Raw genomic sequence first — 25,815 nt, 5'->3', positions numbered from 1 at the left:
GGGCTTTTTTCTTGCTTTAGATAAATCTTAACGCCTTAAAAAAGGTGTTTTTGAGTATTTAGAGAATATTTGTACAAACTAATTACCTTTGCAGGCCGTTATGAAGATTTTTAGCATTGTACTTTTTAGCATCTTTCTCTTTAGCTGCAGTAATATCAATAAGGTGATGAAGAGCAAAGACCCGCAATATAAATTGCGGATGGCAGAACAGTACTATGCCAAAAAGAAGTATAATTACGCTCAACAGCTATTTGAGGATGTCATTCCTTACTTTAAAGGACAGCAGGAGTTTGAGGATATTTATTATAAATATGCTTATACAGCCTATTACCAAAAAGATTACCTGAACGCGGAAAATCTATTCAAGACCTATTTAGAAGTTTTTCCAAATAGCGCAAGAGCAGAAGAAATGGATTACATGCGGGCGTATACATTTTATCAGCAGTCGCCAAAGGCAGAATTGGATCAAACCAATACGATTAAGGCAATGGGGATGATGCAGACTTTTATCAATACCCATCCAGGATCTGCCCGGATAAAGGACGCTACTGGAATTATTGATACTTGTCGTAAGAAGCTGGAAACCAAGGATGCAAAAGCGGCACAATTGTATTTTGATCTAGGACAATTCAGAGCTGCTTCCGTGGCCTTTGAATCCGTAATAGATGCATATCCCGATTCACAGCATTCTGACGAATATAAGTTTATGTCCATCCGCGCAGCTTTTCGGTTTGCCGAGCTGAGTGTGGTGGAAAAGCAAGCAGAACGTTTTGAAAAAGTAGTAACCGATTGTAATGATTTTATGGATCGTTTTCCGGAAAGTGCTTTTGCAAAACAAGTGCAGCAATATTTATCTTTATCACAAAACAACTTAAAAAGTATAGCAAATGAGCCGACTAAGACGTCAACTTAGTGTTAGCACTACAAATAATGTAGAAACACGTGACCTGAACGAACTCCGTAAAAAAACAGGCAATGTTTATGGGTCTATCGCTATCATTGCTAAAAGAGCTAATCAAATCAATATTTCCTTAAAAGAGGAATTGCACAATAAGCTGGAAGAGTTTGCTAGCCATACTGATAGCCTTGAAGAAATTCATGAGAATAAAGAGCAGATTGAGATTTCTCGTGCTTATGAGCGTATGCCCAATCCGGCCTTATTAGCTACCCAGGAGTTTATGGAAGACAAAGTGTATTTCCGTAAAAATGAAGATGATTTATTCCATTAATCTTCTTTTATTTAAATTATTCAAAGCGATGGACTTCCCATCGCTTTTGTTTTTAGAACTCGTATTTTAGTTCCCTATGTTAGCAGGTAAGAAAGTTTTAATAGGGGTTTCAGGGAGTATTGCTGCTTATAAAATCCCCTTATTAGTCAGGCAATTGGTTAAAGAAGGCGCCGAAGTAAAAGTCATTGTGACAGAGGCTGCCAAATCGTTTGTATCAAAGCTTACCCTGTCAACTTTATCAAAGTCCCCGGTTTTAGACGTCTTATTTGATGAAGAATCCTGGTCCAATCATGTAATGTTAGGAAGGTGGGCCGATGTAATGCTTATTGCCCCATTAAGCTGTAATACACTTAGTAAAATGGCTACCGGTTTATGTGATAATTTACTCATGGCCACTTATTTATCAGCAACGTGCCCGGTAATAGTCGCTCCAGCCATGGACGAGGATATGTGGCACCATTCAACCACTAGACAAAACCTGGTAACTCTTGCAACTAATAATGTAACGATAATCCCAGTAGAGCATGGTGAGTTGGCCAGTGGCTTAATAGGCGATGGTAGGATGGCTGAACCTGAAACTATTGTTCAGTTTCTAACAGAATTTTTTGAAAATGGGCAACAGCTTACAGGCAAAAAAGCGTTAGTAACAGCAGGGCCTACTTATGAAGCCATTGATCCTGTTCGCTTTATAGGCAATCACTCTTCTGGTAAAATGGGTTACAGTATTGCAGAAGAACTTGCCAAGAGAGGAGCAGAAGTGACGCTTATATCTGGCCCTGTATATTGTGAGGTAAAGAATAAAAGTATCAAGCTGATTAAAACTACATCAGCAGAACAGATGTATGAAAACTGCTTGGCTAATAGCGATTTTGACATAGCGGTAATGGCTGCGGCAGTAGCCGATTACACCCCGGTAGCCGTAGCGCCCCAAAAAATAAAAAAGACGGAAGCGGAGCTGATCATTCAACTAAAGAAAACAAAAGATATTTTAGGTGCTATAGGTAAAGAAAAAAGGGATCAACAGATATTGGTTGGATTTGCTTTGGAAACAGAAAATGAGGAGGAAAACGCTAAAAAGAAATTGAAAGGAAAGAATGCTGATATCATTGTTTTAAATTCATTAAATGATAAAGGTGCTGGGTTTAAAAATGCTACCAATAAAGTAACCTTATTCTTTAAAGATCAAACCAAAAAGACTTTTGATCTGAAATCAAAGGAACTGGTTGCAAAAGATATTGTGGATGCCATAACTGAATTGATGTGATGAAAAAAATAGTGCTTCTTATTGCTGGAGTATTTTTCCTTGGTCTTGTACAAGGGCAAGAGTTACAGGCTAAACTTTCTGTATTATCGAATCGTGTCAGTACGCAGGTCGATAAGAAGATCTTTCAAACCCTTCAGGAAACGCTAACGTCTTTTTTAAATAACCGTAAATGGACGGGAGAGACCTATCAGCCGCAAGAAAAGATCAAGTGTAATTTTCTTATAAATATTGATCAGGACTTAGGCCAAAACGTATTTAAAGCTACATTGACCGTTCAGGCAGCACGACCTGTATATGGTACCAGTTATGAGTCGCCGTTGATAAACTACCAGGATAATGATATGGTGTTTCGGTATATAGAGTTTCAACCCATTGAATTCAACGAAAACCGAATTCAGGGTAATGATCCTCTTGCTGCTAATTTGACTGCGATACTGGTGTACTATGTACAGATCATACTGGGCTTAGACCATGATTCATTTTCTCCCAAAGGCGGAGAATTATACTTTCGAAAAGCGCAGCAAATTGTCAATAATGCACCGGAGAGCAGGGATATTACTGGATGGAAACCATTTGATGGTATGCGCAACCGCTTTCGTTTAGCTGAAAATTTAACCGATAATCGGTTCTCTCAAGTGCATGATGCTATTTATACCTATTACCGTGGGGGCATGGATTTGCTTGTAGAAAATGAAGAGACTGCCAGGTCGGGCATTTTAAATGCTTTAAACTTTCTTAGCACTGTAAATAAGGATAATCCGAATGCAATGATCATGCAGGTGTTTTTTCAAGGTAAAAGTACTGAGTTAGCCAATGTGTTTAAAAAAGCTAATAACGATACCAGAAACCGGGCAAAAGACTTGCTTGTCAAGCTTGACGTTACAAATGCTACCACTTACAAAGAGTTGAAATGAGATTGACGTTACTAGGTATATTACTGGTCACTTTTGTTGCCTGCAGTAATAAGAAAGAGATTCCTAAGGATGTTTTATCTACTGATAAAATGCACTCTGTAATGTGGGATATGTTACGTGCCGATGAATGGGTATCGTATGAACATACGCAGGACTCTACTGTGGATCGGTATAAACGAAGTGTAGAACTCTATCAAAAGGTGCTTCAGACAAATGGTATAACCGCTTCTCAGTTTAAAAAAAGCTTTCAGTATTACGAAACGCGCCCTGATTTATTAAAGCCATTGTTTGATTCATTACAACGAAAGGTTCCAAGGCCAGGCGCATTTGTACAATAAGTCTCACCTGAACAAGTATGCAAGGGGATCATTATTTTTGATGCCTACAATGTTTGCATATGAATAAAGTCTATACAGAGGCGCTAGATGCCTTACACGATATTAATGATGGTGCCACTATCATGTTAGGCGGGTTTGGCCTATGTGGTATTCCAGAAAATAGTATCAATGCCTTGGTAGAAAAAGGCACAAAAAACCTTACCTGTATCTCCAATAATGCCGGTGTTGATGATTTTGGACTGGGTTTATTATTAAAAACCCGTCAGATCAAAAAGATGATGAGTTCTTACGTAGGAGAGAACGCGGAATTCGAACGCCAACTTTTAAGCGGAGAACTAGAAGTAGACCTGATCCCTCAAGGAACATTAGCTACACGAATTCAAATGGCAGGAATGGGCATTCCCGCTTTTTTTACACCTGCCGGCTATGGTACTGAAATAGCAGAAGGAAAAGAAGTGCGTGAGTTCAATGGTAAAAAGTATTTGATGGAAATGGCGCTACATGCCGATTTCTCCATTGTAAAAGCATGGAAGGGCGATCGGTATGGTAACCTTGTTTTCCGTAAAACAACACGCAACTTCTCTACGTCCATGGCTAAAGCTGGTCATATAACAATAGTTGAAGTTGAACACTTAGTAGAGCCCGGACAATTAGATCCCGATGAAATTCATGTGCCTGGTATTTATGTACATCGCATTTTTCAGGGGCGGCAATATGAAAAGCGCATAGAAAGGCGTACCGTTCAATTGACTGCTAAATAATCTCTAAAAACTCCTCAAATTAAAATTGTTATGGCTTTAGATAAATATGGTATTGCTAAACGCATTGCACAAGAGTTAAAAGATGGCATGTATGTAAACTTAGGAATAGGGATACCTACGCTGGTAGCCAATTACATTCCCAAAGACATGTTTATTATGTTGCAAAGTGAAAATGGAATGCTAGGCATGGGAGCTTACCCTACAGAAGATGCGATTGATGCTGATCTGATAAATGCCGGTAAGGAAACAGTGACCATTCTTCCTGGGGGTGTTTTCTTTGACTCAGCCGAAAGCTTTGGAATGATACGTGCAGGCAAGGTAGACCTGACTGTTTTGGGCGCTATGGAGGTAAGTGAAAATGGAGATATTGCCAATTGGAAAATACCAGGAAAGATGGTGAAAGGTATGGGCGGCGCTATGGATTTGGTGGCTTCGGCTCGAAATATCATAGTAGCTATGATGCATACTAACCCTAAGGGTGAGTCAAAATTGCTACCTCAATGTTCATTGCCATTGACAGGGGTTGGTTGTGTGAAAAAGATCGTCAGCGAATTAGCTGTATTGGATGTAACTCCTAATGGATTTAGGCTCTTAGAAAGAGCGCCGGGTGTAACTGTTGAAGAAATCAAAGCAAAGACAGCTGGAAAGCTGATCGTTGAAGGTGATGTACCTGAAATGGTACTATAGCGTTGCAGGTTAAGTAAAGGGGGCATAGCTAAAAATAAATACCGATAGTGTGTAAAGTCGTAGAGGTGAGGGGTTAACTTTGCGCCTGCATGAATCAATTTCCACACGACAATATCAAGCCTTTTGAGAGCGCAGGTGAAAAGAAGCAACAGGTTAGTGAGATGTTTGATCAGATAGCACCCCGCTACGACTTTATGAACCGGTTTTTAAGTGTGGGTATTGATGTTAGTTGGCGTATTAAAGCCATCAAACGATTCAAAAAAGACAATCCAAAACACTTACTGGATGTGGCTACAGGTACAGGCGATATGGCCATTCGTGCTTGCAAAATGCTGCCTGTACAAAAGGTAACCGGTATCGATATCTCAGAAAATATGCTGAGTTATGGAAGACAAAAGGTTACAAAGGAAGGTTTGGTAGATCGAATTGAGTTGTTAAGTGGGGATAGCGAGTATATTCGGTTTGATGGCAATACATTCGATGGCGTAATGGTAGCCTTTGGCGTACGTAATTTTCAGAACCTGGAAAAAGGTCTTGGTGAAATTTACCGGGTGTTGAAACCTGGCGCTAGATTGATTGTGCTAGAGTTCAGTCAGCCTCGCATACCCGGCGTACGTAATTTATATAACCTATACATGGGTATTATAGCCCCTCAAATGGCAAAACTGTTTCGGCAGAATAAAAAGGCTTATCAATACCTCAATGAATCTGCTAAAGCATTTCCTGATAGAGGACGCTTTGTTTCAATATTAAAGGAGTTAGGCTTCGCAGAAACTTCTTTTACACCTTTAAGTTTGGGAATCTGTTGTATTTATATGGGTAAAAAACCTGCATAATCATCTAGCCCAGTAATAAAGAGCGCAATTATGCAAGTAAATTTTAAGAGCTCTTGATTTTTGGTGTCTTCTTTGCGTATCTAGAAAAGGTTTTTTAGCTTTCCAAAGAAAGGATATAAGAAAACTTTGTTACCTATCTGCCTTACATTGGCAATTAAATTGACGCTCTGGCGTTAATGGTAGGATAACAAGGAGGCGTTTCTACAATATAGACGTCAATTTCATTGTTAGGTTTTAATTATTGATTTATAGAGGCTTATGTTTTTATTGCGATCTCAGCGTTTTTCCCGGACCCTATTGATGGTGGTTGCGTTTGGCTTGTTTGCATTTAAGGCATCAGCACAACAAGAAATTTATCTAGAAGAGCATGATGTTAAGCCTTATTATTTTGGTATAACGCTATCTGGAAGCAGCTCCCGATTCCATACTGAACTTCATGAACACTTTCTAAATCAAGATAGTGTGATGGTTGCTGAACCATTAAACTCTGGCGGGTTTGCATTGGGATTGCTGGCAACAGCACGTTTGAATGATCGATTTGAGGCTCGCTTCAATCCACAACTAATGTTTACTGATCGCAGTATCTATTATAAGCTGCGCTATAAAGACCGCGATTTGGGGCAGGAAGTCACAAAGAAAGTGGAATCAGTGATTGTAACCTTCCCGGTGCATGTAAAATTCCGTTCCGATCGTATTGGCAACTTTCGTGTATATATGTTAGGCGGTGGTAAATTGGATTATGACTTAGCTTCAAATGCCAAAGCCCGGATGGCTGAGGATATGGTAAAAGTTGAGAAGATTGACTATGGCGTGGAAGCGGGTGTTGGATTTAATTTCTATTTCAAAAGTTTTATATTCTCTCCAGAGATCAAGATCAGCCATGGTTTACGAGATCTCCATGCTCGCGATGTAAATCTCAAATACTCCAATGTATTGGACCGGATGCAGTCGCGTATGATTATGTTTTCTATCCATTTAGAAGGATAAACAAGTGACGCTGTTACTATTAAGAGTGTGAAGCTAGAGGCTTTTTGCAATTGTTGAACAGAAAGAGCTGTAGACGTCTTTTTGTGAAGTAGGATAAGTGATCATAAGTGTTTGAAATACTTCTGTTTCACCCGTTCCCATATAGTTTATCTTCTTTTTCACCGTTTTTCTGTAAAAGATATTTCCATTTTTGTCTGTTCCAGAAATGATAAACCAGTCTTTCTTTACGGTCTTGTAGGTGACATTCTTATTGTCAATAGCCATTTCCAATTCCTGGCTTAATTCATTAAATGGTTCTGTAGCAAGACTTCCAAAAGCTCTTACTTCTGTTTTCTTATCCGCAGATAGAAAGATCATCCCATCGTCGTTATCTGGCTTTTGTTGTTTATTAAAACCAGTGGGATACTCTATACAGAAGCTAAAACGGTTATTACAATAAGATGAATATCCCGGGTCTTGAAAACTACATAAAAGCAGTAAAAACGGAAATAAGAAGCTTTTCATAATTGTTTGGATTTGAATGGTAAGTAATACTTAAAAGATGTGTTTATCTAAAAGTCAAACTCCCTACGATGCATATTCCAGCGTACGCCCAATGACATAGTAAAGCTGCTGCGTGCGAATAAATGCGTATCGGGTGGGGCAGTTTGTTTCCGATAAAGACCATTTGCTTCAAGAAACAAGTTGGGGCGTAGCTCGTATGATACAAGCATTGAACCTAAAGCTATATTGCTAGGCATGCCATTACCAATGAAGTAGCCATAGTCTTGCTTACGGTATGGAGGCACATTGGGATAAAAGATATTGCCACCAAAAGACGTTGTGCCCGTGTCTTTACCTTGTTTGTTATAAATGGCTTTTGCTTGTAAAAACCATTTAGGGGCAGGTTGATAACGAACAATGCCAATCAATTCTTTCAAGTTGGCGCCTAAAGGATGTGCCAGTGGCTGATTGTAGTGGGTAAAATTGGCTATAGAGTCTCTATGTGAGTATGTGAATGGACGAATGATATTGGTTTCCAGCTGTAAATCCAGGTTTTTAATGTTAAAGGCATCTATGTATTTACCGCCCACTTGAAGGCCCCACTTATTACCCCACCAGCCTTCACCTTTCTTTGCCTCTACCATATTAAACTCATCTAGCAGGAACTGGCTGTAAAATTGAAAATGTTTGGCCACATTGGCTTTTAAATCCAGACCTGCTACGGCATTATCAAAGCTGTTGTTTTGCTGTTCAATAGAGCGGTAGAAGATGACAGGGTTCAGGTAACCAAATTCGAAATGATCCTCCCGTCCAAAGATTACTCCTTCAAACAGACCTACATTCAGCCATTTGGTAACACCTAAATCTAAATGGTGCATGGCTGCGTATTTCTTTGGAATTAAAACATCGGCACCCTGGCGTTCATTGGTTTGTAACTCCATGAACAAGTTTTGGTAATTCAGTTTCCAAATGCGGGTATTAAGCTTTAAAAACAAGGCACTGTTTGAGAAATCGCTGAGAAACAAGCTGCGCTGGCCATTGCCAATAAAGTTTTTATCATATCCAAAGGCGATGTCAATTACTTTGGCCACGTTGAAAGTAATATACCCTCGCGCATCGAAGTAATCGAAGCCACCGGGATCTTTAAACGGTTTATAAAAGCCAACCCCTGGTACAGCCTGGCGCTCCTTTTCAAACTCCTGTACATATAAGGGATCACGTTCCTGGTTGTCAGTAACATAGGCTGCAAAACCAATCTTGTCAGCTATGCGGCCACGAAGGGTAACACCTCTGGTATTTAAAAATAAATGTTGGTCGTTATCGCTTTCTTTTGCTACAATGTATTGAAATACAGGATCCACTGCCAGGAAAAAGTTAGGTGCATGTACCTCATATAGAGTAGCTGGTGTTTTGTAAAAGTTTTTCCAGATGGGTTTCTTACTGGCATATTTTGTTTGATCACCCGGCACCCATTCCAGATTTTTCATTAAGGCCATTCGGGTATTATAGGCATCGACAGGAGAAAGGGCCTGTGCAGAGTCAATTTCAGCCAGGTGAGTAATAAACTGCCGGCGACTGTAAGGCTTTGTCTTAGAGAAGTTTAAAATGGAATCTTTACCCGCCTTAATTTCTAAACGTTCTAATAGAATATTTTCTCTGGATCCTAAAGGAAGATAGGTTGTTTGTGAAAAAGCCGATGTTGGTAAAACGAAAAGAAGTAGCCTTAACAGGGTTTGTTTATATTGCATCACTGGCGATTATAACTGAAAAATATGCAAAAATACCTGATCCGCAATATACAAGTAGTCAATGAAGGAAAGATAGAAGTTCTGGATGTTTTAATAGCTAATGGCAGAATTGAAAGACTGGCACCACGCCTTGAAGTAAAAGAAGCGGCGGAAGAGATTAATGGCGAAGGGAAATATTTGCTGCCTGGTGTAATTGATGACCAGGTACATTTCAGAGAACCAGGATTAACGCATAAGGCTACCATTTACACAGAGGCAAAAGCGGCAGTAGCTGGCGGGGTTACTTCGTTTATGGAAATGCCAAACACTAACCCTCCGGTTTTTACACAGGAGTTGCTAGAACAGAAATATGCCATTGGCGCGCAAAACTCATTGGCTAACTATTCCTTTTTTATGGGTACGTCCAATGATAATTTGGAAGAAGTACTACGTACCAACGATAAGAAAAAAGAAGTATGCGGTATTAAAATCTTTATGGGCTCATCTACCGGAGGTTTGTTGGTAGATAATTACCTGACCATGGGACGCATCTTTTCAGAAGCTGAAGTGCTGATTGCCACCCACTGTGAAGAAGAATCGATAATCAAGGAAAATTTAAGACGTCTCAAAGAACAAAAGCCTGTATTAGAGCCATCTGACCATCCAATTATACGCGACGAGGAAGCCTGTTTTGAGTCTTCCTTTAAGGCGGTGCAGTTGGCTATGAAACATAATACGCGTCTTCATATTTTGCATATTAGTACCGAGCGGGAGCTCCAATTGTTTACCAATATGATGCCCCTTGGCCAAAAGCGGATTACCGCTGAAGTATGTGTACACCACTTGCACTTCACGGCTGATGACTATCCGCAATACGGTAACCTGATTAAGTGTAACCCAGCTATTAAAGCGGCTCATAACAAAGAAGCACTCTGGAAAGCATTGCTTGATGACCGACTGGATATTATTGCTACCGATCATGCACCTCACACCTGGGAAGAAAAGAACGAGCCGTATGAAAAAGCCCATGCAGGTATCCCTCTTGTGCAACATTCCCTATTGTTGATGCTAAAGCATTACAAAGAAGGTCGCATAAGTCTGGAAAAGATTGCAGAAAAAATGAGCCATGCGGTGGCCGAATGTTTCCAGATAGCTGAACGAGGCTACATACGGGAAGGATACTATGCCGATCTGGTAATTGTAGACCTAAATGATAATACCACAGTAACAAAAGAAAATATCTTATCAAAATGCGGCTGGAGCCCATTTGAGGGACAAACATTCCCGGCAAAAGTGACACATACCTTTGTAAATGGCAACCTGGTTTATGGAAATGGGGTGTGGAATGAATCTATTAAAGGGCAGAGGTTACAATTTAATAGGTAGGGCCCCCTGTCCCCCTGAAGGGGGAACTTAGGCGAAGCCTTCAATATTTCTTAAATTAGGTTTTATGATGTCGCTTGGTTAAGTGAAGGAAAAGTAACCCTGTTATAATTAAATATATCTATAACGATTTTATTAAATCAAATAACAATTGTAGTTCACTTATTGCTGTCTGGGCTGTGAGTGGACTACCTCCCCTTCGGGGAGGCTAGGAGGGGCTTCCTTTATGCAAATAGACAAAATCACCTTTAACGATATTTCCATTTTTCACCCGGAAGAGGAGTATTCCATCTTCAATAAGCTCAACTTTACTAAAACCATTGGTGGTAAAGAATGGTTGCGACGGTTCTTTATGGAACCCCATAGCGATTTAAAGCGTATACATGGTATACAGAGTATTTTAAAAACTTTCCTGGAGCATATTAATGACTGGCCGTTGGAAATCACCAACGGGACCATCATTGTAATGGAAAAGTTTTTTGATTATAACCTGGATCCTGTACCTGAAAACGCTAATAGCTTTAATAGCTTTAGCTATAAAGTGCTTCATAGTGCAGATTACTCCATGGTGAAATACTCTGTTTCCCATTTTGCCGACTTCTATAGAGGGCTTTACAAACTGGTGAACTTGTTTAATGGAGTGGATCTGCCTGCCAATCTTCATTTCTATTTAGATAGGATGTTGGGAGCTTTAAAGGAAGAACCGCTAATGCGTTTGGCCTACCGCGATCCAGCAAAGACTTTTACAGTTAATGAAAACATCTATTACGCCTATTATTTACGGGTAAAGTACCGTTTGTTGACTCAGGAAATGATTGATGTTTTTGGGCGATTGGAAGCATGGTATTCTATGGCCATTGCTATTAAAACCTACAACCTGCAATTTCCCACTTTTAAAGAACAGGATCAGCCGTTCATAAAAGCAGAAGGATTTTACCATATACTGTTACAACACCCGGTTGCTTATGACCTGGTCATGGACCCCTCTCAAAACTTTATTTTTCTTACGGGGCCAATATGGCTGGGAAGAGTACGCTGATCAAGTCGGTTGGTGCCGCCGTATTCTTAGCTCATATAGGCATGGGAGTGCCTGCGCGTAATATGGAATTAACGGTTTTTGATGGCATGCTTACCAACATCAATGTGGCCGATAATATTTCAAAAGGAGAAAGCTATTTCTTTAACGAAGTACAGCGCATCAAAAACACAATAGACAAAATTAATAATGGTAGAAAGTGGTTGGTGTTGATAGATGAACTGTTTAAGGGCACTAATGTACAAGATGCGATGAAGTGCTCACTTGCCGTAATAAAGGGACTAATAAAAATAAAAAACTCACTTTTTATTCTTTCCACACACTTGTATGAGATAGGCGATGAATTGAAACAATTCCCAAACATCGCCTTTAAATATTTTGAAACAACAGTTACTGATGATCAGCTCGCATTCAGCTACCAATTAAAGGAAGGTATTAGCAATGACCGTATTGGTTATGTGATACTAAAGCGGGAAAGAGTGGTGGAAATGCTGGAAAAACTATGACCATAGATTAACAAGATTATTTAAGGATTTCCTTGATCTTTATGCTTCAATGAAAACAGATGAAAGCAGGATTCAGCGTATTCTTATTTCTATGTACTCTTATTGGACAGGCACAAATTGATGTGCAACATTATCGTTTTGAGATTGAGTTGAACGATCAGTCAGATGGTATTGTTGGAAAGGCACTTGTTACCATAAAGTTTTTATCCGATGCTTCTGAAGTGAGACTTGATCTGGTATCCCAAGAGGATGAAGATGGAATGACCGCCTACCAGGTTTTAGAGCAGCGGCAGCGACTGGTTTCTTCTCACAAGGATAATGTGTTGTTGTTTCAGCTAACAAAGCCAGCTAAAAAGGGAGAGGAACGCACCTTTGAAATTGATTATATGGGCAAGCCTAAAGATGGCTTGATCATCTCACGTAACCAATATGGCGATCGTACTTTCTTTGCTGATAACTGGCCCAACCGCGCACATAATTGGATTCCTTGTAACGACAACCCTGCTGATAAAGCTTCTGTAGAATTTGTTGTAACTGCTCCATCTCAATACAAAGTAATTAGCAATGGGTTGTTGGTAGAAGAAAAAGCCATAGACGCTAATCGCAAAAGAACCTATTGGAAAGAAGATACGCCGATTTCTACCAAGGTTATGGTGATCGGTGCCGCTAGATTTGCTGTAACACGTGTAGATAGTGGTTACCGTGTTCCTGTTACGGCTTGGGTATATCCGCAGGATAGTGCAAAGGGAGCTTATGATTACGCCTTGGCCGATGATATATTGGGCTACATGGAGAAATATGTAGCTCCCTACCCATATAAGAAGCTAGCCAATGTACAATCCAAGACCATCTTTGGTGGTATGGAAAACGCCAATACTATTTTCTATGCCGAGAACACCGTGACAGGCAACCGTAGCTCAGAAGCTTTGTTGGCTCACGAAATTGCGCATCAGTGGTTTGGAAATACAGCTACAGAAAAAAGCTTTACTCATTTGTGGTTAAGCGAAGGCTTTGCTACCTACTTTACTAGTCTTTACATGGAGCAGAAATATGGTGAGGATAGCTTTCAAAAGCGCTTACAAGATGATAGGAGACAAGTGATCCAGTTTGTACGCACCTTTAACCATCCTGTAGTAGATTCAACTACGGATTATATGGATCTATTGAATGCTAATAGCTATCAGAAGGGAAGCTGGGTGCTGCATATGCTGCGCCGGACTATTGGTGATGAAGGTTTCAGAAAGAGTATAAAAGCGTATTATAATCAGTATAAAGGAAGTAATGCTGATACCCGCGACTTTCAACGGGTGGTAGAAGAAACAACAGGAGCTAAGCTAGACACCTTCTTCCGTCAGTGGTTATATCAACCAGGTGTTCCTAAACTGGATGTAAGGTGGCGACAACAGCCTAATAAGGCTATTGAGCTTAATGTATTACAGCAAAGCAAAGTACTGTATCAATTACCGCTTGAAATTGGTATCGTATATAAAGACGGAAGTAAAGAAGTGCAGCGTGTCAATATATCTAAAGCCGCCGAATCTTTTCAGGTTCCAGTAAAAGATATGCCGGCAAAAGTTATTTTAGATCCCAATACCAATCTTCTGTTTGACGGAAAGATCTCTGAACTATAGTTCATAAACATGACTCATTAAAAAAGCCTCTGATCACTCAGAGGCTTTTCATTTCCTATAAATCTATTTAATCAAATAATCCTAGTTCTATTACACCAGCATCGTTACTGGATTCTCCATGTACTTCTTGAAGGTCTGCAAGAACGAAGCTCCTACAGCGCCATCTACACTACGGTGGTCGCAGCTTAAGGTTACTTTCATCACATTACTTACGCCAAACCCATCACCTTTGCGTACTACTACTTCTTTAATACGACCTACAGCCATAATAGCGCTGTCTGGTGGGTTGATAATAGCTGTAAATTCATCAATGTCCATCATTCCCAAGTTTGAAATGGTGAATGTGTTACCTGTGAATTCGTTTGGTTGTAATTTTTTATTCTTAGCCTTACCTGCCAGCTCTTTAGTTTCAGCTGCAATCTGGCTTAATGATTTTTGATCAGCAAAACGTACAACCGGTACGATCAAGCCATCTTCAATAGCAACTGCTACTCCAACGTGGATGTGTTGATATTGACGGATAAAGTCGCCCATCCAGGAAGAATTAACAGCAGGATGTTTGCGTAAAGCCATGGCTGAAGCTTTAACAACCATATCATTAAAGGAGATCTTCACTGCACTTACTTCATTCATCTGTGTACGGGCTTCCATGGCGTTATCCATGTTGATCTCCATAGTCAGGTAGAAGTGTGGAGCACTAAACTTGCTTTCACCAAGGCGCTTAGCAATAACCTTACGCATTTGCGAAACGTTAGTGTCAGAGAAGCCTTCCTGTCCAGATACAATTGGCTGAAGAGCCGGTTGTGCTGAAGGCGCTGCAGCTGTAGGAGCCGCTGCTTGTGGTTTATAGTTGTCGATATCTGCTTTTGTAATACGGCCGTTGTCGCCAGAACCTTGTACAGTAGACAGATCAATACCTTTTTCTTGTGCTAGTTTCTTAGCTAAAGGAGACGCTTTTACACGGCCATCACCAGAAGCCACTGGTTGAGGCGCTGCAGCAGCCTGCTGAGGAGCGGCCGCTTGAGGCTGAGCTTGAGCTTGTTGAGGGGCTTGTGCCTGTGGTTGTGGCTGACCACCACCTTTAGCAGCATTTACAATAGATTGAACATCTACCTTACTTTCATCACCAATAATGGCAAGTAGATCATTTACGGCTATCTTCTCACCTGGTTTAGCTCCTTGGTAAAGCAGTTTACCATCTTTATAGCTTTCCAGCTCCATCGTAGCCTTATCGGTTTCGATGTCGGCTAGTAAGTCGCCTTTTTTCACAGTATCGCCTACTTTTTTATGCCAGTTAGCAATTACGCCTTCTGTCATGGTATCGCTTAAGCGAGGCATCAACACTACCTCTTCCATTTTGCTTAGATCCATAGAAGGAGCTGCTGATGGCTGAGGGGCTGGTGCAGGCTGGCTGGCCTGAGGTTGAGCTGGTGCCTGTTCAGTTTGCTGCTGAGGAGCCTGTTGGCCACCGCCAGAAAGGTACTGAGAAATGTCTTCACCAGGATTGCCTATGATGGCCAGCAGGTCATTAACCTGCAGTTTGCCTCCCTTGTCTGCGCCTGTATGTAAGAGCGTACCATCTTTGTAGCTTTCCAGCTCCATGGTAGCTTTGTCGGTCTCAATTTCAGCCAGTAGGTCACCTTTCTTTACACTATCACCTACTTTCTTATGCCAAGCCGCGATGACGCCTTCGGTCATTGTATCACTCAGGCGCGGCATCAATATCACTTCAGCCATGTTCTTATTTTTATATAAATGCGGCGTGAAATTAACGCAAAAGAAGGAAACACCGTGCAGAAGGTTGCGAGCTCTTGAGATTTATGAAAAGTTGTGGGCTGTTGATGAGTGTGAGATGCTTGCTGATAGCATAAAACAGGTTAGAAAGTTATTTGTTGAAAGAGGATAGTGGTGGTTGCTTGTGGGGATAACAAGATGCCTGATTAAAAGTTTTCTGGGCAATAAACAATAAAAAAGCCCTTGACTAGCAAGGGCTTCTAAGATCTTTGTTTTCTACTTAATCCACTAATCTCCCCAAATCCCGGTTAAGACTAATAGTCCAATTCCAGGCGAAGGCGGTCTCTTAGCTCAAGCACGAGTGGGAACTGTTCAATCAAGCGCAGGTATTGTTCTTTGGCTGTAAGCGGTAGATCCATAGGTACTTCATCCTTTGGGGCTTCTACCAATACAATATTGAACTGCAACTGACGATTGCATAGTTCTTTCTGTAAAAACTCACAGGCATTACCGCGCTCAAATTCCAGGAAACGTTGGTTGATATTGTTACTGGCTGTGGCCTCAAAGGTTTTGAAGTCTTTAATGATCAATTCAGCCAATGCAAAACTTTGCCATGCCGAGTTTTTTGTGTCTTTCAGCACTTGAATGAACTTAGCCCATCCTTCCTTCAGACTTTCAATTTCTAACGGGTTATCTTCTATCACCTTATTAGCATTAGCAGCGCTGATCTGCTGACGAATGGCATCTAGCGAAGAGATCTTACCATTCGCTTTTTGAGGAGGTGGTGCTGTAGCTACTGCCGGTTTAGGTGCAGGTGGCGCTGTTGGTTTAGGGGCTTTGGGCTCCTCTATTACCAACTTAGGCGCCGATTCTACAACCGCCTTAGCTTCTGTTTTTGGGGTGGGAGGAGGGGTAGTTGTTATTTGTTGGCTGGTTGCTGGCTTAACAGCAATTGGTGCAATGCTTTTAAACGCAAGCGTTCTGGGTTTACCGGCTACTTTTGAGGCCTCAACACCACTATCAGTTGCTGTTAGTTGTAACGCCTGGCCTAGATAACATAATTTAATGAGAGCCAGTTCTACATGCAGGCGCTTATTGCGGGCAGCACGGAAACCGATCTCTGCTTCATTTAAGATATTTAAGGCGCTTACCAGGAAGCCGGCTTCAGTTCGTTTAGCAGTTTCAATATAGCGTTTCTTAAAGCTGTCTACTACTTCCAGTAATACGGCTACACGCTCATCTTTTGAAATCAGCAAGTTGCGTATAAATTCGGCGAAGCCGTTCAGCACCATATCACCTTCAAAACCTTTCTTATTAATATCGTCAAAAAGCAGCATAGCGCCTGCCAGATCCTGGTTGATCATGCAGTCCATGAGCTTAAAGTAATAATCGGCGTCCAGTATATTGAGGTGCTCAATGGTATTCTCGTAGTTTACTTCACCACTGGTGAAAGAAACGATCTTATCAAGGATACTCAAGGCATCGCGCATACAACCCTCACTCTTTTGAGAGATCAGTTGCAGGGCCGCTTCATCAGCCTTAATACCTTCCTTATTAGCAATTCCAGCCAGGTGGTCAACTGTATCCTGCAGGGTTATACGTTTGAAGTCAAAGATCTGACAACGGCTAAGGATGGTTGGTAAGATCTTGTGCTTTTCAGTGGTAGCCAGGATGAACTTAGCATAAGAAGGTGGTTCTTCCAAGGTTTTCAGGAAAGCGTTGAAAGCCGAGGAGGACAACATGTGTACCTCATCTATGATATATACTTTGTATTTACCCGCTTGTGGTGCAAAGCGTACCTGATCTACCAGGGCGCGAATATCATCTACAGAATTGTTGGAGGCGGCATCCAATTCATGGATGTTCATGGAAGTGCCTTCGTTGAACGACTTACAGGAATGACATTCATTACATGCCTCACCGTCAGGAGAAGAATTCTCACAGTTAATGGTTTTAGCCAGAATACGGGCGCAAGTGGTTTTACCCACCCCTCTGGGACCGCAAAACAGGAAGGCGTGAGCCAAATGACCTGTCTTGATCGCATTCTTTAAAGTGGTGGTAATATGCTCCTGTCCTACAACTGTATCAAAGGTCTGGGGACGGTATTTTCTGGCTGAAACAATGAATTTTTCCATGGTGTAACTAGCCTGCTAAGGTATCGCAGATTTTTATCACAGATAAAAGGATTTTTCAAGGTTTTCCCCAATGCTGAATAATTAACATTGAGGCATTCTCCTTTACGCCAAAATAGCACTCTTCTTTGAAAAAAGAATCCTAAATATATTAGCAAAATTACGGTAATCCGCTTTCTTGTTGGAACTTTAAGGTTATGATTGGGATGGGCATTTTAGTGGGTGTAATCGTTATTTTAATAGCAGTGATCTTAATGCTGCTTTTTATACAGTACCGGCAAAAGCGGGATGTGGAGTTAACGCTGGCGCAGCACAAAAACACCCTGATCGACTTAGAACTGCAAGTGCACCAATTGGCAGCCCAAAAGTTTGAGGAATACAAAACCACTTTATTGCAAACCGAGCAGGATCGCATTCATAGCGAGCAAAAGGTAGTAGCCGAAGCCTATTTTGAGCAGTGGAAGATGGAATATGAAATGGTCATCCGCCAGGATGCCATCAAGAAAAGCCAGGCGGTTACCATCGGTAAAGTCACCGAACATATGGTGCCATATTTCAGTGGTGTTTTTCCTTACAACCCTAAAGAAGCCCGCTTTATTGGCAGTCCCATAGACCTGATTGTATTTGATGGCATGGAAACAACACCAGAAAACATTTCCATTCACTTCATTGAAGTAAAAACAGCTACTTCTACATTGTCTCCCAAACAGCGAGCCATCAAGTATGCCATTTTGAATAAACGCGTTGAGTGGAAAGAACTAAGAGTTTAGAGAGGCGATGGAGACAAGGAGAATAATGAACAAGGAACAAGGAATGATGAAGGAAGAAGCGGAGGAAATGTTCAATGCTCAACGATCAATAACCAATATTAATTATTGATGATTAGAGAAAGGAAGCAGGTAAATTGCTGGGCTGCTTTTTGTATCTTTAGAGCCTTCAGTTGAGGACATTTCATCCTTCTTATTACGCTTTTCTTTACTATTTATTAGGGCTTATAGCGGTATCGGATGGCAGGATACGAGCCAGGGTACGGAGGTGGTAGGGCTAACGGGTAAGGTAGGGAGTTGATACGGAGTTAGGTAGGCTTTCATACGGAGTTAGGTAGGCTCTGATACGGAGTAACCATGAAGTAGTAGAGGAGTAATAGTGAAGGAATAGAGGGGGAGCTATTAAGGGACAGCGGAGTAGTAGAAGAGGAAGGCTGGTTGATGAAAGAATTAATGGGATTATATAGTGTGAAGCATTTGGGTTTACACCAAAAGAAAAGCACTCCTAACTTGGAGTGCTTTTCTTTTATAAAGGATGTTTGATCTTAGAATTATTTCACGTTTGACGTTTCCCGTTTCACGATGGGCTGGCTTCTGCCGCGCAGGCCTCCTCTTTAGGAACCGGGGCGTGCGGGGCTTACCATGCTATTCCATAATCCTCTCCATGATTACTGGAGCCTCCCCAAAAAGAACCATGTTTCCAGTCAAAGAAAATGGCATTGATCGGGCCTGAGGTCCGATCATCAAAGCTTAGGGTATAACCCATCTTTTTCAAATCATTACGTACAGCCTCTGGTGTGCTATCGTGCAATAATATCTGCCCGGGTTTGGGTTTGCGGTCGTCTGTTTTAGAGCCGCCTAGCGATAACCACAATTGATTGGTATTAATGTTAGCCGCCTCAGTAGCTTGCTGTACGGTCATGCCAAACTCCACCATATTCAGGAAGAACTGCAGTAGGTTTTGATCTTGCGTGTCGCCGCCCTGTACCGCAAACGATAAATAAGGTTTGCCGTCTTTTAAGGCCATAGAAGGAGTTAACGTTACACGGGGGCGCTTACCGGGAGCTACAACGTTAAACGGATTGAGTGCGGAATCCAGCACAAAGCTTTGCATACGTTGGCTCATGCCTACACCTGTGTTGCCAGCAATAGTAGCCGGTATCCAACCGCCGCTTGGAGTAATAGATACTACCCAACCATCTTTATCTGCCGCTTCAACGCTGGTAGTTCCCAACCATAATCGCTCCTGGTAGTCAGCCATCGATAAGCTGTTGCGTACATCATGTGTAGGGGCGAAGTTGCGCTTAGTGGTATCTAACTCATAACCTCTGCTCTTTAATAAATTCAGGTAAGGATTGGTTTTACCCTCAAATGGATAAGGGTCACCAGGACCAATGTTTGGATTGTTCTTGTCGTATTGAATAAGAGCTGCCCGTTGTTTTGCATATTCCTTACTCAACAACCCTTTGATGGGTTCTTGTGGAGAGAAATAAGGATCTCCATAATAGAAATCACGATCCGCAAAGGAAAGACTCATAGCCTGATACACAGTATGAATATACTTTGTACTGTTATAGCCCATGCTTTTCAGATCAAAGTTCTCCAGGATGTTTAATGCTTGTAATAGAGATGGACCTTGGGTCCATTGCTGTAGCTTATATACATCTATGCCTTTATAGTTTGTTTTAAGCGGTTCTTCTTCAATTGGCTTCCAATTAGCCAGGTCTTGAATGGTGATCAAACCGCCTTGCTCTTGGCAGCCGCGCACAAACTCTTGGGCAATATCCCCTTTGTAAAAACGATCATAAGCAGCCATGATCGCCTCTTTGCGACTCTTCCCTTTTTTAAGGGCTGCCCGTTCGGTTTCTATCATTTTGGTCAGCGTTTGCAACAGGTCTTTTTGTACGAAGATCTCCCCGGCTTCTGGTGCTTCACGCTTCTCGCCGGCATGGGTCAGGAACACTTTTTTACTATAAGGCCATTGTTTAATGCGCTCCTTATTGCGCTCAATGCTATTGGCCGTTTGCGCTTCCATGGGATAGCCTGCCGCTAATTGCATGGCAGGTGCCAGTACTTGTTCCAGGCTCATAGTGCCATAATTAGATAGCATATAGAGTAAGCCGCCCACAGTGCCCGGCGTAGTGGCTGCTAGTGGACCATATTCTGGCGGAAAGTTATAGCCCTTGCTTTTAAAGAACTCCGGTGTGGCACCTGTAGGAGCTACACCCATTGCATTTATGGCTATTACCTTTTTTGTTTTTGGGTTATATATTAAAGCCTGTGTTTCGCCTCCCCAACTCAATACATCCCACATGGTGCAGGTAGAAGCAAGCATAGCGCAGGCAGCATCAACAGCATTTCCCCCTTTTTGAAAAATCATAGAGCCTGCTGTTGCAGCCAGTGGTTTACCTGTTATAGCCATCCAGTTTTTTCCATGAAGAGGTGGCTTTTGCGTTTGCTGAGCAAACGTGTGCAGCGATAAGGCCGCAAGCCACACCGTTAGTACTCGTTTCATAGTAGTGTGTTTGGTTTTAAAGTTAAGTAGATTAAAAGTTAAAGCATCAATCGTCAAACGTGAAACGTGAAATGTGAAAAGGGACTCTCTGTCGATAGTTGTTTAAAGGAGAAAGTAGGAGACCTGAGTCACAGGCAACTGCCCGCAAGAAATATCTAGGGTAGTATAGAACATAAAAAAAACCACTGCTTGTGGCAGTGGTTTAAAAGAGTATTGTTTTAGGCTAATATGGGGTGCCGTTTAAATTCTTTGGTTCTGTCAAATAAATAACGGTAGGTGGTTAGCTTTCGGCTTTCATGCACATTCCCCATGCCTAGGGCTACGTTGATCATCTTGGGGTTAAAGTCTCCAATCCACTGCATTTCATATTCAGTGTAGTCCAACTTAACAACTGTTTTATAGGCTTCCCCAATGATAAAGGCGTCAATCCCTTTTCCTTGAAACTCAGGTATTATGCCAAAGACCAATCCGGTAAACTTGGTGCAAGGTTTAGTTTTCTTTACCCACAAGAATTTGAGTTTATCCAGCAAGCCGAATTGGCCGTTGAGGTATTTAAACCATTGGTTCAAGTCGGGAAGGTTGATGAAGATGCCAATGGGTTTTTCGTTCTCATAGGCAAACCATAAGATGCGTTCATCCATAATGGGTTTCATCTTTTTGAACATTTGTATCACCTGCTCTTTCTTCATTTCTTTTAGTCCACCATGACCTGCCCATGCAGCATTGTACACGGTGGCGAAATCACCTGCATATTTCTCTAGCTGGCCTTTCTTCAAATTGCGAACCGAGTAGGCAGGATCTTTTTCAAAATGAGCATGACGTTCGAGTAACTTGTCGTTAAGTTTTTGTTTGGGACTTTTCCCAAAGCAGATCTGGTTGAAAAAAGGCTGAAAGCCATACGTTTCAAACAACTCCTGGTAATAAGGCAGGTTGTAGTTCATGCAATAAAGCGGCGACTGAAAGCCTTTTACTACTAGGCCCCACCAGCGGTCACGTTCTCCAAAATTGATTGGACCATCCATGGCTTCCACGCCATGCTTCAACAACCAATGCTTGGCTACGTCAAACAGCATGTCAGCGGCATTCTGGTTGTTGATACAATCAAAGAAGCCTACACCGCCCACAGGTCCATCATCTCCTTTGTTTCTGTATTTTTTATTGGTAAAGGCCGCAATTCGACCAATTAACTCGTCCTTTTCATTTTTCAGCACCCAGCGGATAACTGTACCAAAACGAAATGCTTTATTTTTTTCTTTATCAAATACATCATTGATATCCTTGTCCAAAGGGCGGATGTAGTTAGGGTTATTTTTATTGATCTGCACATTGGCTTGCAGAAAGTCGTTTGCAAGTTGTGGCGTGGTCACTTCTATCAGTCGAAAGCCAGTCATGTAGCAAACCTACATTAAAATAGAAAAATCATGACAAGTTCGTTTATTGCTCTAGATCAATAGGAACAAGGGCTTAATATGATGTGGTAACATTTACCGATAACAAAGGAAGGGCTGTTTAAAAAAAGTGCCTGCCATATTGTAACATGACAGGCTATTTTTATAATAAATACGGAAAAGCTTATTTCTTGGCTACTGCTTCATTGTTAGCAAAAGCAGTTTGCGTAAACATTTTCTTGGCTAGCATCTCATCGTGTTTGTAAATGTCATTCCGGAAGTTTAGTCTACCAGCATCATCTACCCAGGCCGTATAATACGTGATAATAACTGGAACCGGATGCTTCAGTTTTACATACTTCTCAACACCTGCATCCATTGCTTCCTGAATTCTTTCAGGTGTCCATTCTGGCTCATTACGTAATAAGTATTGCGCCATTTTAAACGGATCGCTCAGGCGTATACAGCCATGACTAAAGGCCCGTTGGTCTCTTTCAAAGAGGCTTTTAGATGGCGTATCGTGGAAGTAAATGTTGAAGCTGTTGGGGAACAGGAACTTGACCTTTCCTAAGGCATTGCCGGTTCCTGGCAATTGGCGGATGCTCGGAATGCCGCCATCATCACCAATAATTTCCATGTTTTGACTGGCCAGGTAATTGGGATCGCGCTCCATGGCAGGCAGTACCTCTTTTTGAACAATGCTGGGCGGTACATTCCAATAAGGACTGAAAACAATCTGGTTCAGATCACCATTAAACATCATCGTGTTATGACCAGATTTTCCAACCACAACCACCATATCCCATGCCTTCTGCTTGCCTTCATACATGTGCAGCATATACTCTGGAATATTCACTACGATGAGATTGTCTGACTTTGGCGTATTAGGTAACCATCGCATCCGGTCCATATTGATCAAAAGCTGTTGAATACGTTGTTGTACCGGCACATTCAATTCTTTTATAAAGGAGCCACCAATTACGCCATCCGGTTTGTAACCATGACGTTCCTGGAACGATTTAACGGCCATTTCCAGAGTGTCATTAAACACAGGCGTCGTATCTATAACTGGCAAATCGCCCAGCATATGCAGCGTCTGTTTGATTTGTACAATTGTTGGTGAGCTAGTCCCTTTTTTAATACTTTTCCCGCTCAATGTCACAGGCTGCCAGCCGCCTTTAGTAGCCAAAGTATAATAATTGGCTAGTTGATCTTTTAGTTTGCCATACGATTCATTGAGGTGTTCAAAATACTTATCGTCTTTGTGTTTCTTTTTAATAAGGGAGTCTGCTAGGTGTAGCGCGTCTTGTTTTTTAAAAGGTACAAACCGCTCCATCTCTTTTCGTTTTACATAACCCTCCGGATACTCGCTCATCATAAACCGGATAAAATGTTGGGTTAGTTGTAGTTCAGTATTTAGAGTTGACTTGTCGGAAGCATTTACCCGAAACGCCTCATCTGCAATCAGGTTATCCATTTTCTTTTGTAAGGCCTTATTATTCAGGGTCGAGTCGTGCGAGTAAGTAGTATGATAGTCAATAAGGCTCCAAAAGCCACGTGCTTGCTCGGTTAGGCCATCATTATCAAACCAGGCATATTGATAGTTTCGGGCATTATAAAAACTACGTATACGGCGGCTAATAGAATCTGGTGCTTTTTGTTGCGCTATGTAATTTTCTACAGCTATACTGTCCATAAACAGCGAGGAGTAGGAATTAGCCGGAGTGATACTTCTGTCGCGTGAGCTAACATTTTTTTTAGCTTCTTCCTGGGCACTCTCACTGTGTTCGTTACCCGCAGGTGTATTACAGGACACCAGGAAACTGAAAAAAGTAAGGAGATAAAATAATTGAAGTTTCATACTCTTCATTTTACAAAAGATGTGCCTGTGCTTTAGGTTCTTTTTTAGTAGGTAGCTCCGGTTGTTTTTGCAAAACCTTAGGAAAAACTGGGGAAAGAAAGGTGCTTCTGGGGCAATGTACAGGAGGAACTTTTAAACGAGGGCCATGAAATTGGCAGGGGTTTTTCAACAAATTGGACATTGGTTTGTTAAGATTTGTTTGATGGCTGTATTTAATTATGATCTGGATTTTAAGAGTATCAATTTTCGAGAGCATCCTGAATTATATCAGGTGGGAAAAGGAGAGCAGGGTGTACTGCTGGTTGAACCTTACAAGAGTGAAATTTTACCACATTGGCGGTTTAAAACACCCGCAATAGCACAGGCTTCAGCCAATCAGATCTTTAAATTGTTTTTAGATTATAAAGAACAGCAGGACTTTGTAGGTATGGATATGGCTCGTAAATTTTTACAAATGGGTTACACCCGTAGCCGACGATATGCTAATCATAAATCCGGCAAAAAATATGAAGGACCTGTCCCAACCAATAAAAAAGGACAAAGTGGGGCACATGGCAGAGCTATTCTACCTAAGGAGGTAGATCCTATAAAGGCTGAAAGCGCCGCCATATTTTATACTAAATGGCAAGAGGCTAAGAACGATGGTCTATACCAGCAACTTATGCAAGCCCATAAAAAACGATGTGAATCGTAGGAGTTGTATGTTTTTAAATCATTAAGAAAAGAAGGGACTTAACTATATGAATCTCGGTTATGCATGTATCAATATGACACTGGCAGAAAAAGGTATCACCACCAACAGGGGGATGATCAAACGTACTTTTGGAGAAAAAGGCATCCAATATGCTTCTCAATTAGCGTTACAAAATGTACAGGCACTGCAGGATATACTAAAGTGGAATATCGCTCAAGGCATTCGTGTCTTTCGCATTACATCAGAGCTATTTCCTTGGGCCTCAGAATATCAGTTGGCTGATATGCCCGACTTCAAAGAGATTCAAGGGATTTTAAAACAATGCGGTCAGTTGCCTATTCGCGTTAGCACTCATCCTGGTCCATTTAATAAACTGGCAGGCTCTGATGCGACCTTGGCCAATACTATCAAAGAGCTGGAAGTACATTCTCAGTTATTCGATCTAATGGAATTAGAACCTTCACATTGGAACAAGATCAATATTCATGTAGGCGGCACCTATGGAGATAAAGGTGAAACACTTAAACGATTTGCTCAAAACTTTAAGTCCCTCTCCAGCAATTTGCAAAGACGGCTTACAGTGGAGAACGACGATAAGCAAGGATTATATACAGTTGCCGAGCTGCATCCTTTATATGAGTCCATCGGTATCCCAATTGTTTTTGATTACTTCCATCATAAGTTGCATCCGGGCTTACAATCTGAAGAAGAAGCTTTTTACATGGCTTATCAGACCTGGGGAGAAACCCGCCCAGTGTTTCACTATTCTAGCTCCCGGCGTGAGAATGAAGAGCCTTCTGCAAAACGGGAAGCCCATGCAGATTATATCTATGAACCAATCAATACCTATGGCAAAGAAGTAGATATTGTACTGGAAGCAAAGAAGAAAGAGCAAGCGTTATTGAAATACCGGGAACAGTTTGGTGATATCTAATACGGTCT

The 25,815-nt window shown here is 41.5% G+C and carries 23 protein-coding genes; 16 read left to right on the top strand and 7 right to left on the bottom strand.

The genetic code is table 11. The annotated features are described in order from the left end of the window. Nucleotides 1-100: 100 nt before the first annotated feature. The 9 genes from SY85_RS08810 to porT all read left to right on the top strand — a co-directional run bounded on the left by SY85_RS08810 (nt 101) and on the right by porT (nt 7,016). Nucleotides 101-913 carry an outer membrane protein assembly factor BamD gene (locus SY85_RS08810; RefSeq protein ID WP_066403653.1) on the top strand — a complete coding sequence of 271 codons (813 nt, stop codon included), beginning with the start codon at nt 101-103 and terminating at the stop codon, nt 911-913. Beyond that, nucleotides 888-1,229 (top strand): DNA-directed RNA polymerase subunit omega, encoded by a 342-nt coding sequence (locus SY85_RS08805; RefSeq protein ID WP_066403651.1) that lies wholly within the window; start codon nt 888-890, stop codon nt 1,227-1,229. The genes SY85_RS08810 and SY85_RS08805 overlap by 26 nt, the downstream gene beginning before the upstream one ends. Before the next feature lie 76 nt (nt 1,230-1,305). Continuing rightward, nucleotides 1,306-2,493, top strand: coding sequence for a bifunctional phosphopantothenoylcysteine decarboxylase/phosphopantothenate--cysteine ligase CoaBC (gene coaBC, locus SY85_RS08800; protein WP_066403649.1), 1,188 nt, complete (start codon nt 1,306-1,308; stop codon nt 2,491-2,493). Continuing rightward, nucleotides 2,493-3,407: a type IX secretion system protein PorD gene (gene porD / locus SY85_RS08795; RefSeq protein ID WP_066403647.1), complete on the top strand. Its 915-nt coding sequence runs from the start codon at nt 2,493-2,495 to the stop codon at nt 3,405-3,407. The genes coaBC and porD overlap by 1 nt, the downstream gene beginning before the upstream one ends. Then, on the top strand, nt 3,404-3,745 hold the full coding sequence (locus SY85_RS08790) for a DUF4296 domain-containing protein (RefSeq protein ID WP_066403645.1): 342 nt from the start codon (nt 3,404-3,406) through the stop codon (nt 3,743-3,745). The genes porD and SY85_RS08790 overlap by 4 nt, the downstream gene beginning before the upstream one ends. A 59-nt stretch (nt 3,746-3,804) precedes the next feature. Next, nucleotides 3,805-4,506: a CoA transferase subunit A gene (locus tag SY85_RS08785; RefSeq protein ID WP_066403644.1), complete on the top strand. Its 702-nt coding sequence runs from the start codon at nt 3,805-3,807 to the stop codon at nt 4,504-4,506. A gap of 30 nt (nt 4,507-4,536) precedes the next feature. Further along, nucleotides 4,537-5,193 carry a 3-oxoacid CoA-transferase subunit B gene (locus tag SY85_RS08780; RefSeq protein WP_066403642.1) on the top strand — a complete coding sequence of 219 codons (657 nt, stop codon included), beginning with the start codon at nt 4,537-4,539 and terminating at the stop codon, nt 5,191-5,193. Nucleotides 5,194-5,282: 89 nt separating this feature from the next. Next, nucleotides 5,283-6,029: a bifunctional demethylmenaquinone methyltransferase/2-methoxy-6-polyprenyl-1,4-benzoquinol methylase UbiE gene (ubiE, locus tag SY85_RS08775; RefSeq protein ID WP_066403639.1), complete on the top strand. Its 747-nt coding sequence runs from the start codon at nt 5,283-5,285 to the stop codon at nt 6,027-6,029. Between the two features lie 258 nt (nt 6,030-6,287). Then, nucleotides 6,288-7,016 carry a type IX secretion/gliding motility protein PorT/SprT gene (gene porT, locus SY85_RS08770; protein ID WP_226999052.1) on the top strand — a complete coding sequence of 243 codons (729 nt, stop codon included), beginning with the start codon at nt 6,288-6,290 and terminating at the stop codon, nt 7,014-7,016. A 33-nt stretch (nt 7,017-7,049) separates the two neighbouring features. Here porT and SY85_RS08765 read toward each other — a convergent pair whose 3' ends face one another. After that, entirely contained in the window at nt 7,050-7,520 is a 471-nt protein-coding gene (locus SY85_RS08765) for a hypothetical protein (RefSeq protein WP_066403637.1), read from the bottom strand. 47 nt (nt 7,521-7,567) lie between these two features. Then, nucleotides 7,568-9,247 (bottom strand): hypothetical protein, encoded by a 1,680-nt coding sequence (locus SY85_RS08760; protein ID WP_066403635.1) that lies wholly within the window; start codon nt 9,245-9,247, stop codon nt 7,568-7,570. Nucleotides 9,248-9,271: 24 nt separating this feature from the next. Here SY85_RS08760 and SY85_RS08755 point away from each other — a divergent pair, with 24 nt between their 5' ends. From SY85_RS08755 to SY85_RS08745, 4 genes are all read left to right on the top strand, one after another. Then, on the top strand, nt 9,272-10,612 hold the full coding sequence (locus tag SY85_RS08755; RefSeq protein ID WP_066403632.1) for a dihydroorotase: 1,341 nt from the start codon (nt 9,272-9,274) through the stop codon (nt 10,610-10,612). Between the two features lie 223 nt (nt 10,613-10,835). After that, nucleotides 10,836-11,648 carry a hypothetical protein gene (locus SY85_RS25930; protein WP_226999051.1) on the top strand — a complete coding sequence of 271 codons (813 nt, stop codon included), beginning with the start codon at nt 10,836-10,838 and terminating at the stop codon, nt 11,646-11,648. After that, a complete protein-coding gene (locus SY85_RS25925; protein WP_226999050.1) occupies nt 11,627-12,151 on the top strand; it encodes a MutS-related protein in 525 nt (174 codons plus the stop codon). Before SY85_RS25930 ends, SY85_RS25925 begins: the two co-directional genes overlap by 22 nt. Before the next feature lie 59 nt (nt 12,152-12,210). Continuing rightward, nucleotides 12,211-13,782: a M1 family metallopeptidase gene (locus SY85_RS08745; RefSeq protein WP_066403631.1), complete on the top strand. Its 1,572-nt coding sequence runs from the start codon at nt 12,211-12,213 to the stop codon at nt 13,780-13,782. 90 nt (nt 13,783-13,872) lie between these two features. On the opposite strand, the gene SY85_RS08740 is transcribed toward SY85_RS08745, so the two are convergent. Together SY85_RS08740 and SY85_RS08735 are read right to left on the bottom strand one after the other, a co-directional pair. Next, nucleotides 13,873-15,519, bottom strand: a complete 1,647-nt coding sequence (locus SY85_RS08740) for a pyruvate dehydrogenase complex dihydrolipoamide acetyltransferase (protein ID WP_066403629.1) — start codon at nt 15,517-15,519, stop codon at nt 13,873-13,875. A gap of 311 nt (nt 15,520-15,830) precedes the next feature. Further along, a complete protein-coding gene (locus tag SY85_RS08735) occupies nt 15,831-17,651 on the bottom strand; it encodes a DNA polymerase III subunit gamma/tau (RefSeq protein ID WP_066403627.1) in 1,821 nt (606 codons plus the stop codon). A gap of 194 nt (nt 17,652-17,845) precedes the next feature. On the opposite strand from SY85_RS08735, the gene SY85_RS08730 reads away from it, so the two are divergent. After that, on the top strand, nt 17,846-18,418 hold the full coding sequence (locus tag SY85_RS08730) for a Holliday junction resolvase-like protein (protein WP_082886340.1): 573 nt from the start codon (nt 17,846-17,848) through the stop codon (nt 18,416-18,418). Nucleotides 18,419-19,052: 634 nt separating this feature from the next. Here the strand turns inward: SY85_RS08730 and SY85_RS08725 are convergent. From SY85_RS08725 to SY85_RS08715, 3 genes are all read right to left on the bottom strand, one after another. Continuing rightward, nucleotides 19,053-20,930, bottom strand: coding sequence for a gamma-glutamyltransferase family protein (locus tag SY85_RS08725; RefSeq protein ID WP_066403625.1), 1,878 nt, complete (start codon nt 20,928-20,930; stop codon nt 19,053-19,055). Nucleotides 20,931-21,148: 218 nt separating this feature from the next. Continuing rightward, on the bottom strand, nt 21,149-22,321 hold the full coding sequence (locus SY85_RS08720) for a hypothetical protein (protein ID WP_066403620.1): 1,173 nt from the start codon (nt 22,319-22,321) through the stop codon (nt 21,149-21,151). A 181-nt stretch (nt 22,322-22,502) separates the two neighbouring features. Next, complete coding sequence (locus SY85_RS08715; RefSeq protein WP_082886339.1) at nt 22,503-24,179, bottom strand: L,D-transpeptidase family protein; 1,677 nt, start codon at nt 24,177-24,179, stop codon at nt 22,503-22,505. A gap of 145 nt (nt 24,180-24,324) precedes the next feature. Here SY85_RS08715 and SY85_RS08710 point away from each other — a divergent pair, with 145 nt between their 5' ends. After that, nucleotides 24,325-24,873 carry a DUF4385 domain-containing protein gene (locus SY85_RS08710; RefSeq protein ID WP_226999049.1) on the top strand — a complete coding sequence of 183 codons (549 nt, stop codon included), beginning with the start codon at nt 24,325-24,327 and terminating at the stop codon, nt 24,871-24,873. 46 nt (nt 24,874-24,919) lie between these two features. Then, nucleotides 24,920-25,807 carry a UV DNA damage repair endonuclease UvsE gene (gene uvsE, locus SY85_RS08705; protein ID WP_066403614.1) on the top strand — a complete coding sequence of 296 codons (888 nt, stop codon included), beginning with the start codon at nt 24,920-24,922 and terminating at the stop codon, nt 25,805-25,807. The last annotated feature ends 8 nt before the right edge of the window (nt 25,808-25,815 follow it).

It is taken from the genome of Flavisolibacter tropicus, from assembly GCF_001644645.1.
GTDB lineage: Bacteria > Bacteroidota > Bacteroidia > Chitinophagales > Chitinophagaceae > Flavisolibacter > Flavisolibacter tropicus.
Note: the sequence above shows the minus strand (reverse complement) of the source record. Positions and strands in the feature narration are given on the sequence as shown.

Coding starts and splice junctions, on each gene's coding strand:
- uvsE (WP_066403614.1), top strand. CDS start 24,920: ATGAATCTCGGTTATGCATGTATCAATATGACACTGGCAGAAAAAGGT.
- SY85_RS08730 (WP_082886340.1), top strand. CDS start 17,846: ATGATTGGGATGGGCATTTTAGTGGGTGTAATCGTTATTTTAATAGCA.
- SY85_RS08785 (WP_066403644.1), top strand. CDS start 3,805: ATGAATAAAGTCTATACAGAGGCGCTAGATGCCTTACACGATATTAAT.
- SY85_RS08725 (WP_066403625.1), bottom strand. CDS start 20,930: ATGAAACGAGTACTAACGGTGTGGCTTGCGGCCTTATCGCTGCACACG.
- SY85_RS08735 (WP_066403627.1), bottom strand. CDS start 17,651: ATGGAAAAATTCATTGTTTCAGCCAGAAAATACCGTCCCCAGACCTTT.
- SY85_RS08805 (WP_066403651.1), top strand. CDS start 888: ATGAGCCGACTAAGACGTCAACTTAGTGTTAGCACTACAAATAATGTA.
- SY85_RS08720 (WP_066403620.1), bottom strand. CDS start 22,321: ATGACTGGCTTTCGACTGATAGAAGTGACCACGCCACAACTTGCAAAC.
- porD (WP_066403647.1), top strand. CDS start 2,493: ATGAAAAAAATAGTGCTTCTTATTGCTGGAGTATTTTTCCTTGGTCTT.
- SY85_RS08760 (WP_066403635.1), bottom strand. CDS start 9,247: ATGCAATATAAACAAACCCTGTTAAGGCTACTTCTTTTCGTTTTACCA.
- SY85_RS08710 (WP_226999049.1), top strand. CDS start 24,325: ATGAAATTGGCAGGGGTTTTTCAACAAATTGGACATTGGTTTGTTAAG.
- SY85_RS25925 (WP_226999050.1), top strand. CDS start 11,627: ATGGCTGGGAAGAGTACGCTGATCAAGTCGGTTGGTGCCGCCGTATTC.
- porT (WP_226999052.1), top strand. CDS start 6,288: ATGTTTTTATTGCGATCTCAGCGTTTTTCCCGGACCCTATTGATGGTG.
- SY85_RS08740 (WP_066403629.1), bottom strand. CDS start 15,519: ATGGCTGAAGTGATATTGATGCCGCGCCTGAGTGATACAATGACCGAA.
- SY85_RS08790 (WP_066403645.1), top strand. CDS start 3,404: ATGAGATTGACGTTACTAGGTATATTACTGGTCACTTTTGTTGCCTGC.
- SY85_RS08780 (WP_066403642.1), top strand. CDS start 4,537: ATGGCTTTAGATAAATATGGTATTGCTAAACGCATTGCACAAGAGTTA.
- SY85_RS08715 (WP_082886339.1), bottom strand. CDS start 24,179: ATGAAACTTCAATTATTTTATCTCCTTACTTTTTTCAGTTTCCTGGTG.
- ubiE (WP_066403639.1), top strand. CDS start 5,283: ATGAATCAATTTCCACACGACAATATCAAGCCTTTTGAGAGCGCAGGT.
- SY85_RS08765 (WP_066403637.1), bottom strand. CDS start 7,520: ATGAAAAGCTTCTTATTTCCGTTTTTACTGCTTTTATGTAGTTTTCAA.
- SY85_RS25930 (WP_226999051.1), top strand. CDS start 10,836: ATGCAAATAGACAAAATCACCTTTAACGATATTTCCATTTTTCACCCG.
- SY85_RS08745 (WP_066403631.1), top strand. CDS start 12,211: ATGAAAGCAGGATTCAGCGTATTCTTATTTCTATGTACTCTTATTGGA.
- SY85_RS08810 (WP_066403653.1), top strand. CDS start 101: ATGAAGATTTTTAGCATTGTACTTTTTAGCATCTTTCTCTTTAGCTGC.
- SY85_RS08755 (WP_066403632.1), top strand. CDS start 9,272: ATGCAAAAATACCTGATCCGCAATATACAAGTAGTCAATGAAGGAAAG.
- coaBC (WP_066403649.1), top strand. CDS start 1,306: ATGTTAGCAGGTAAGAAAGTTTTAATAGGGGTTTCAGGGAGTATTGCT.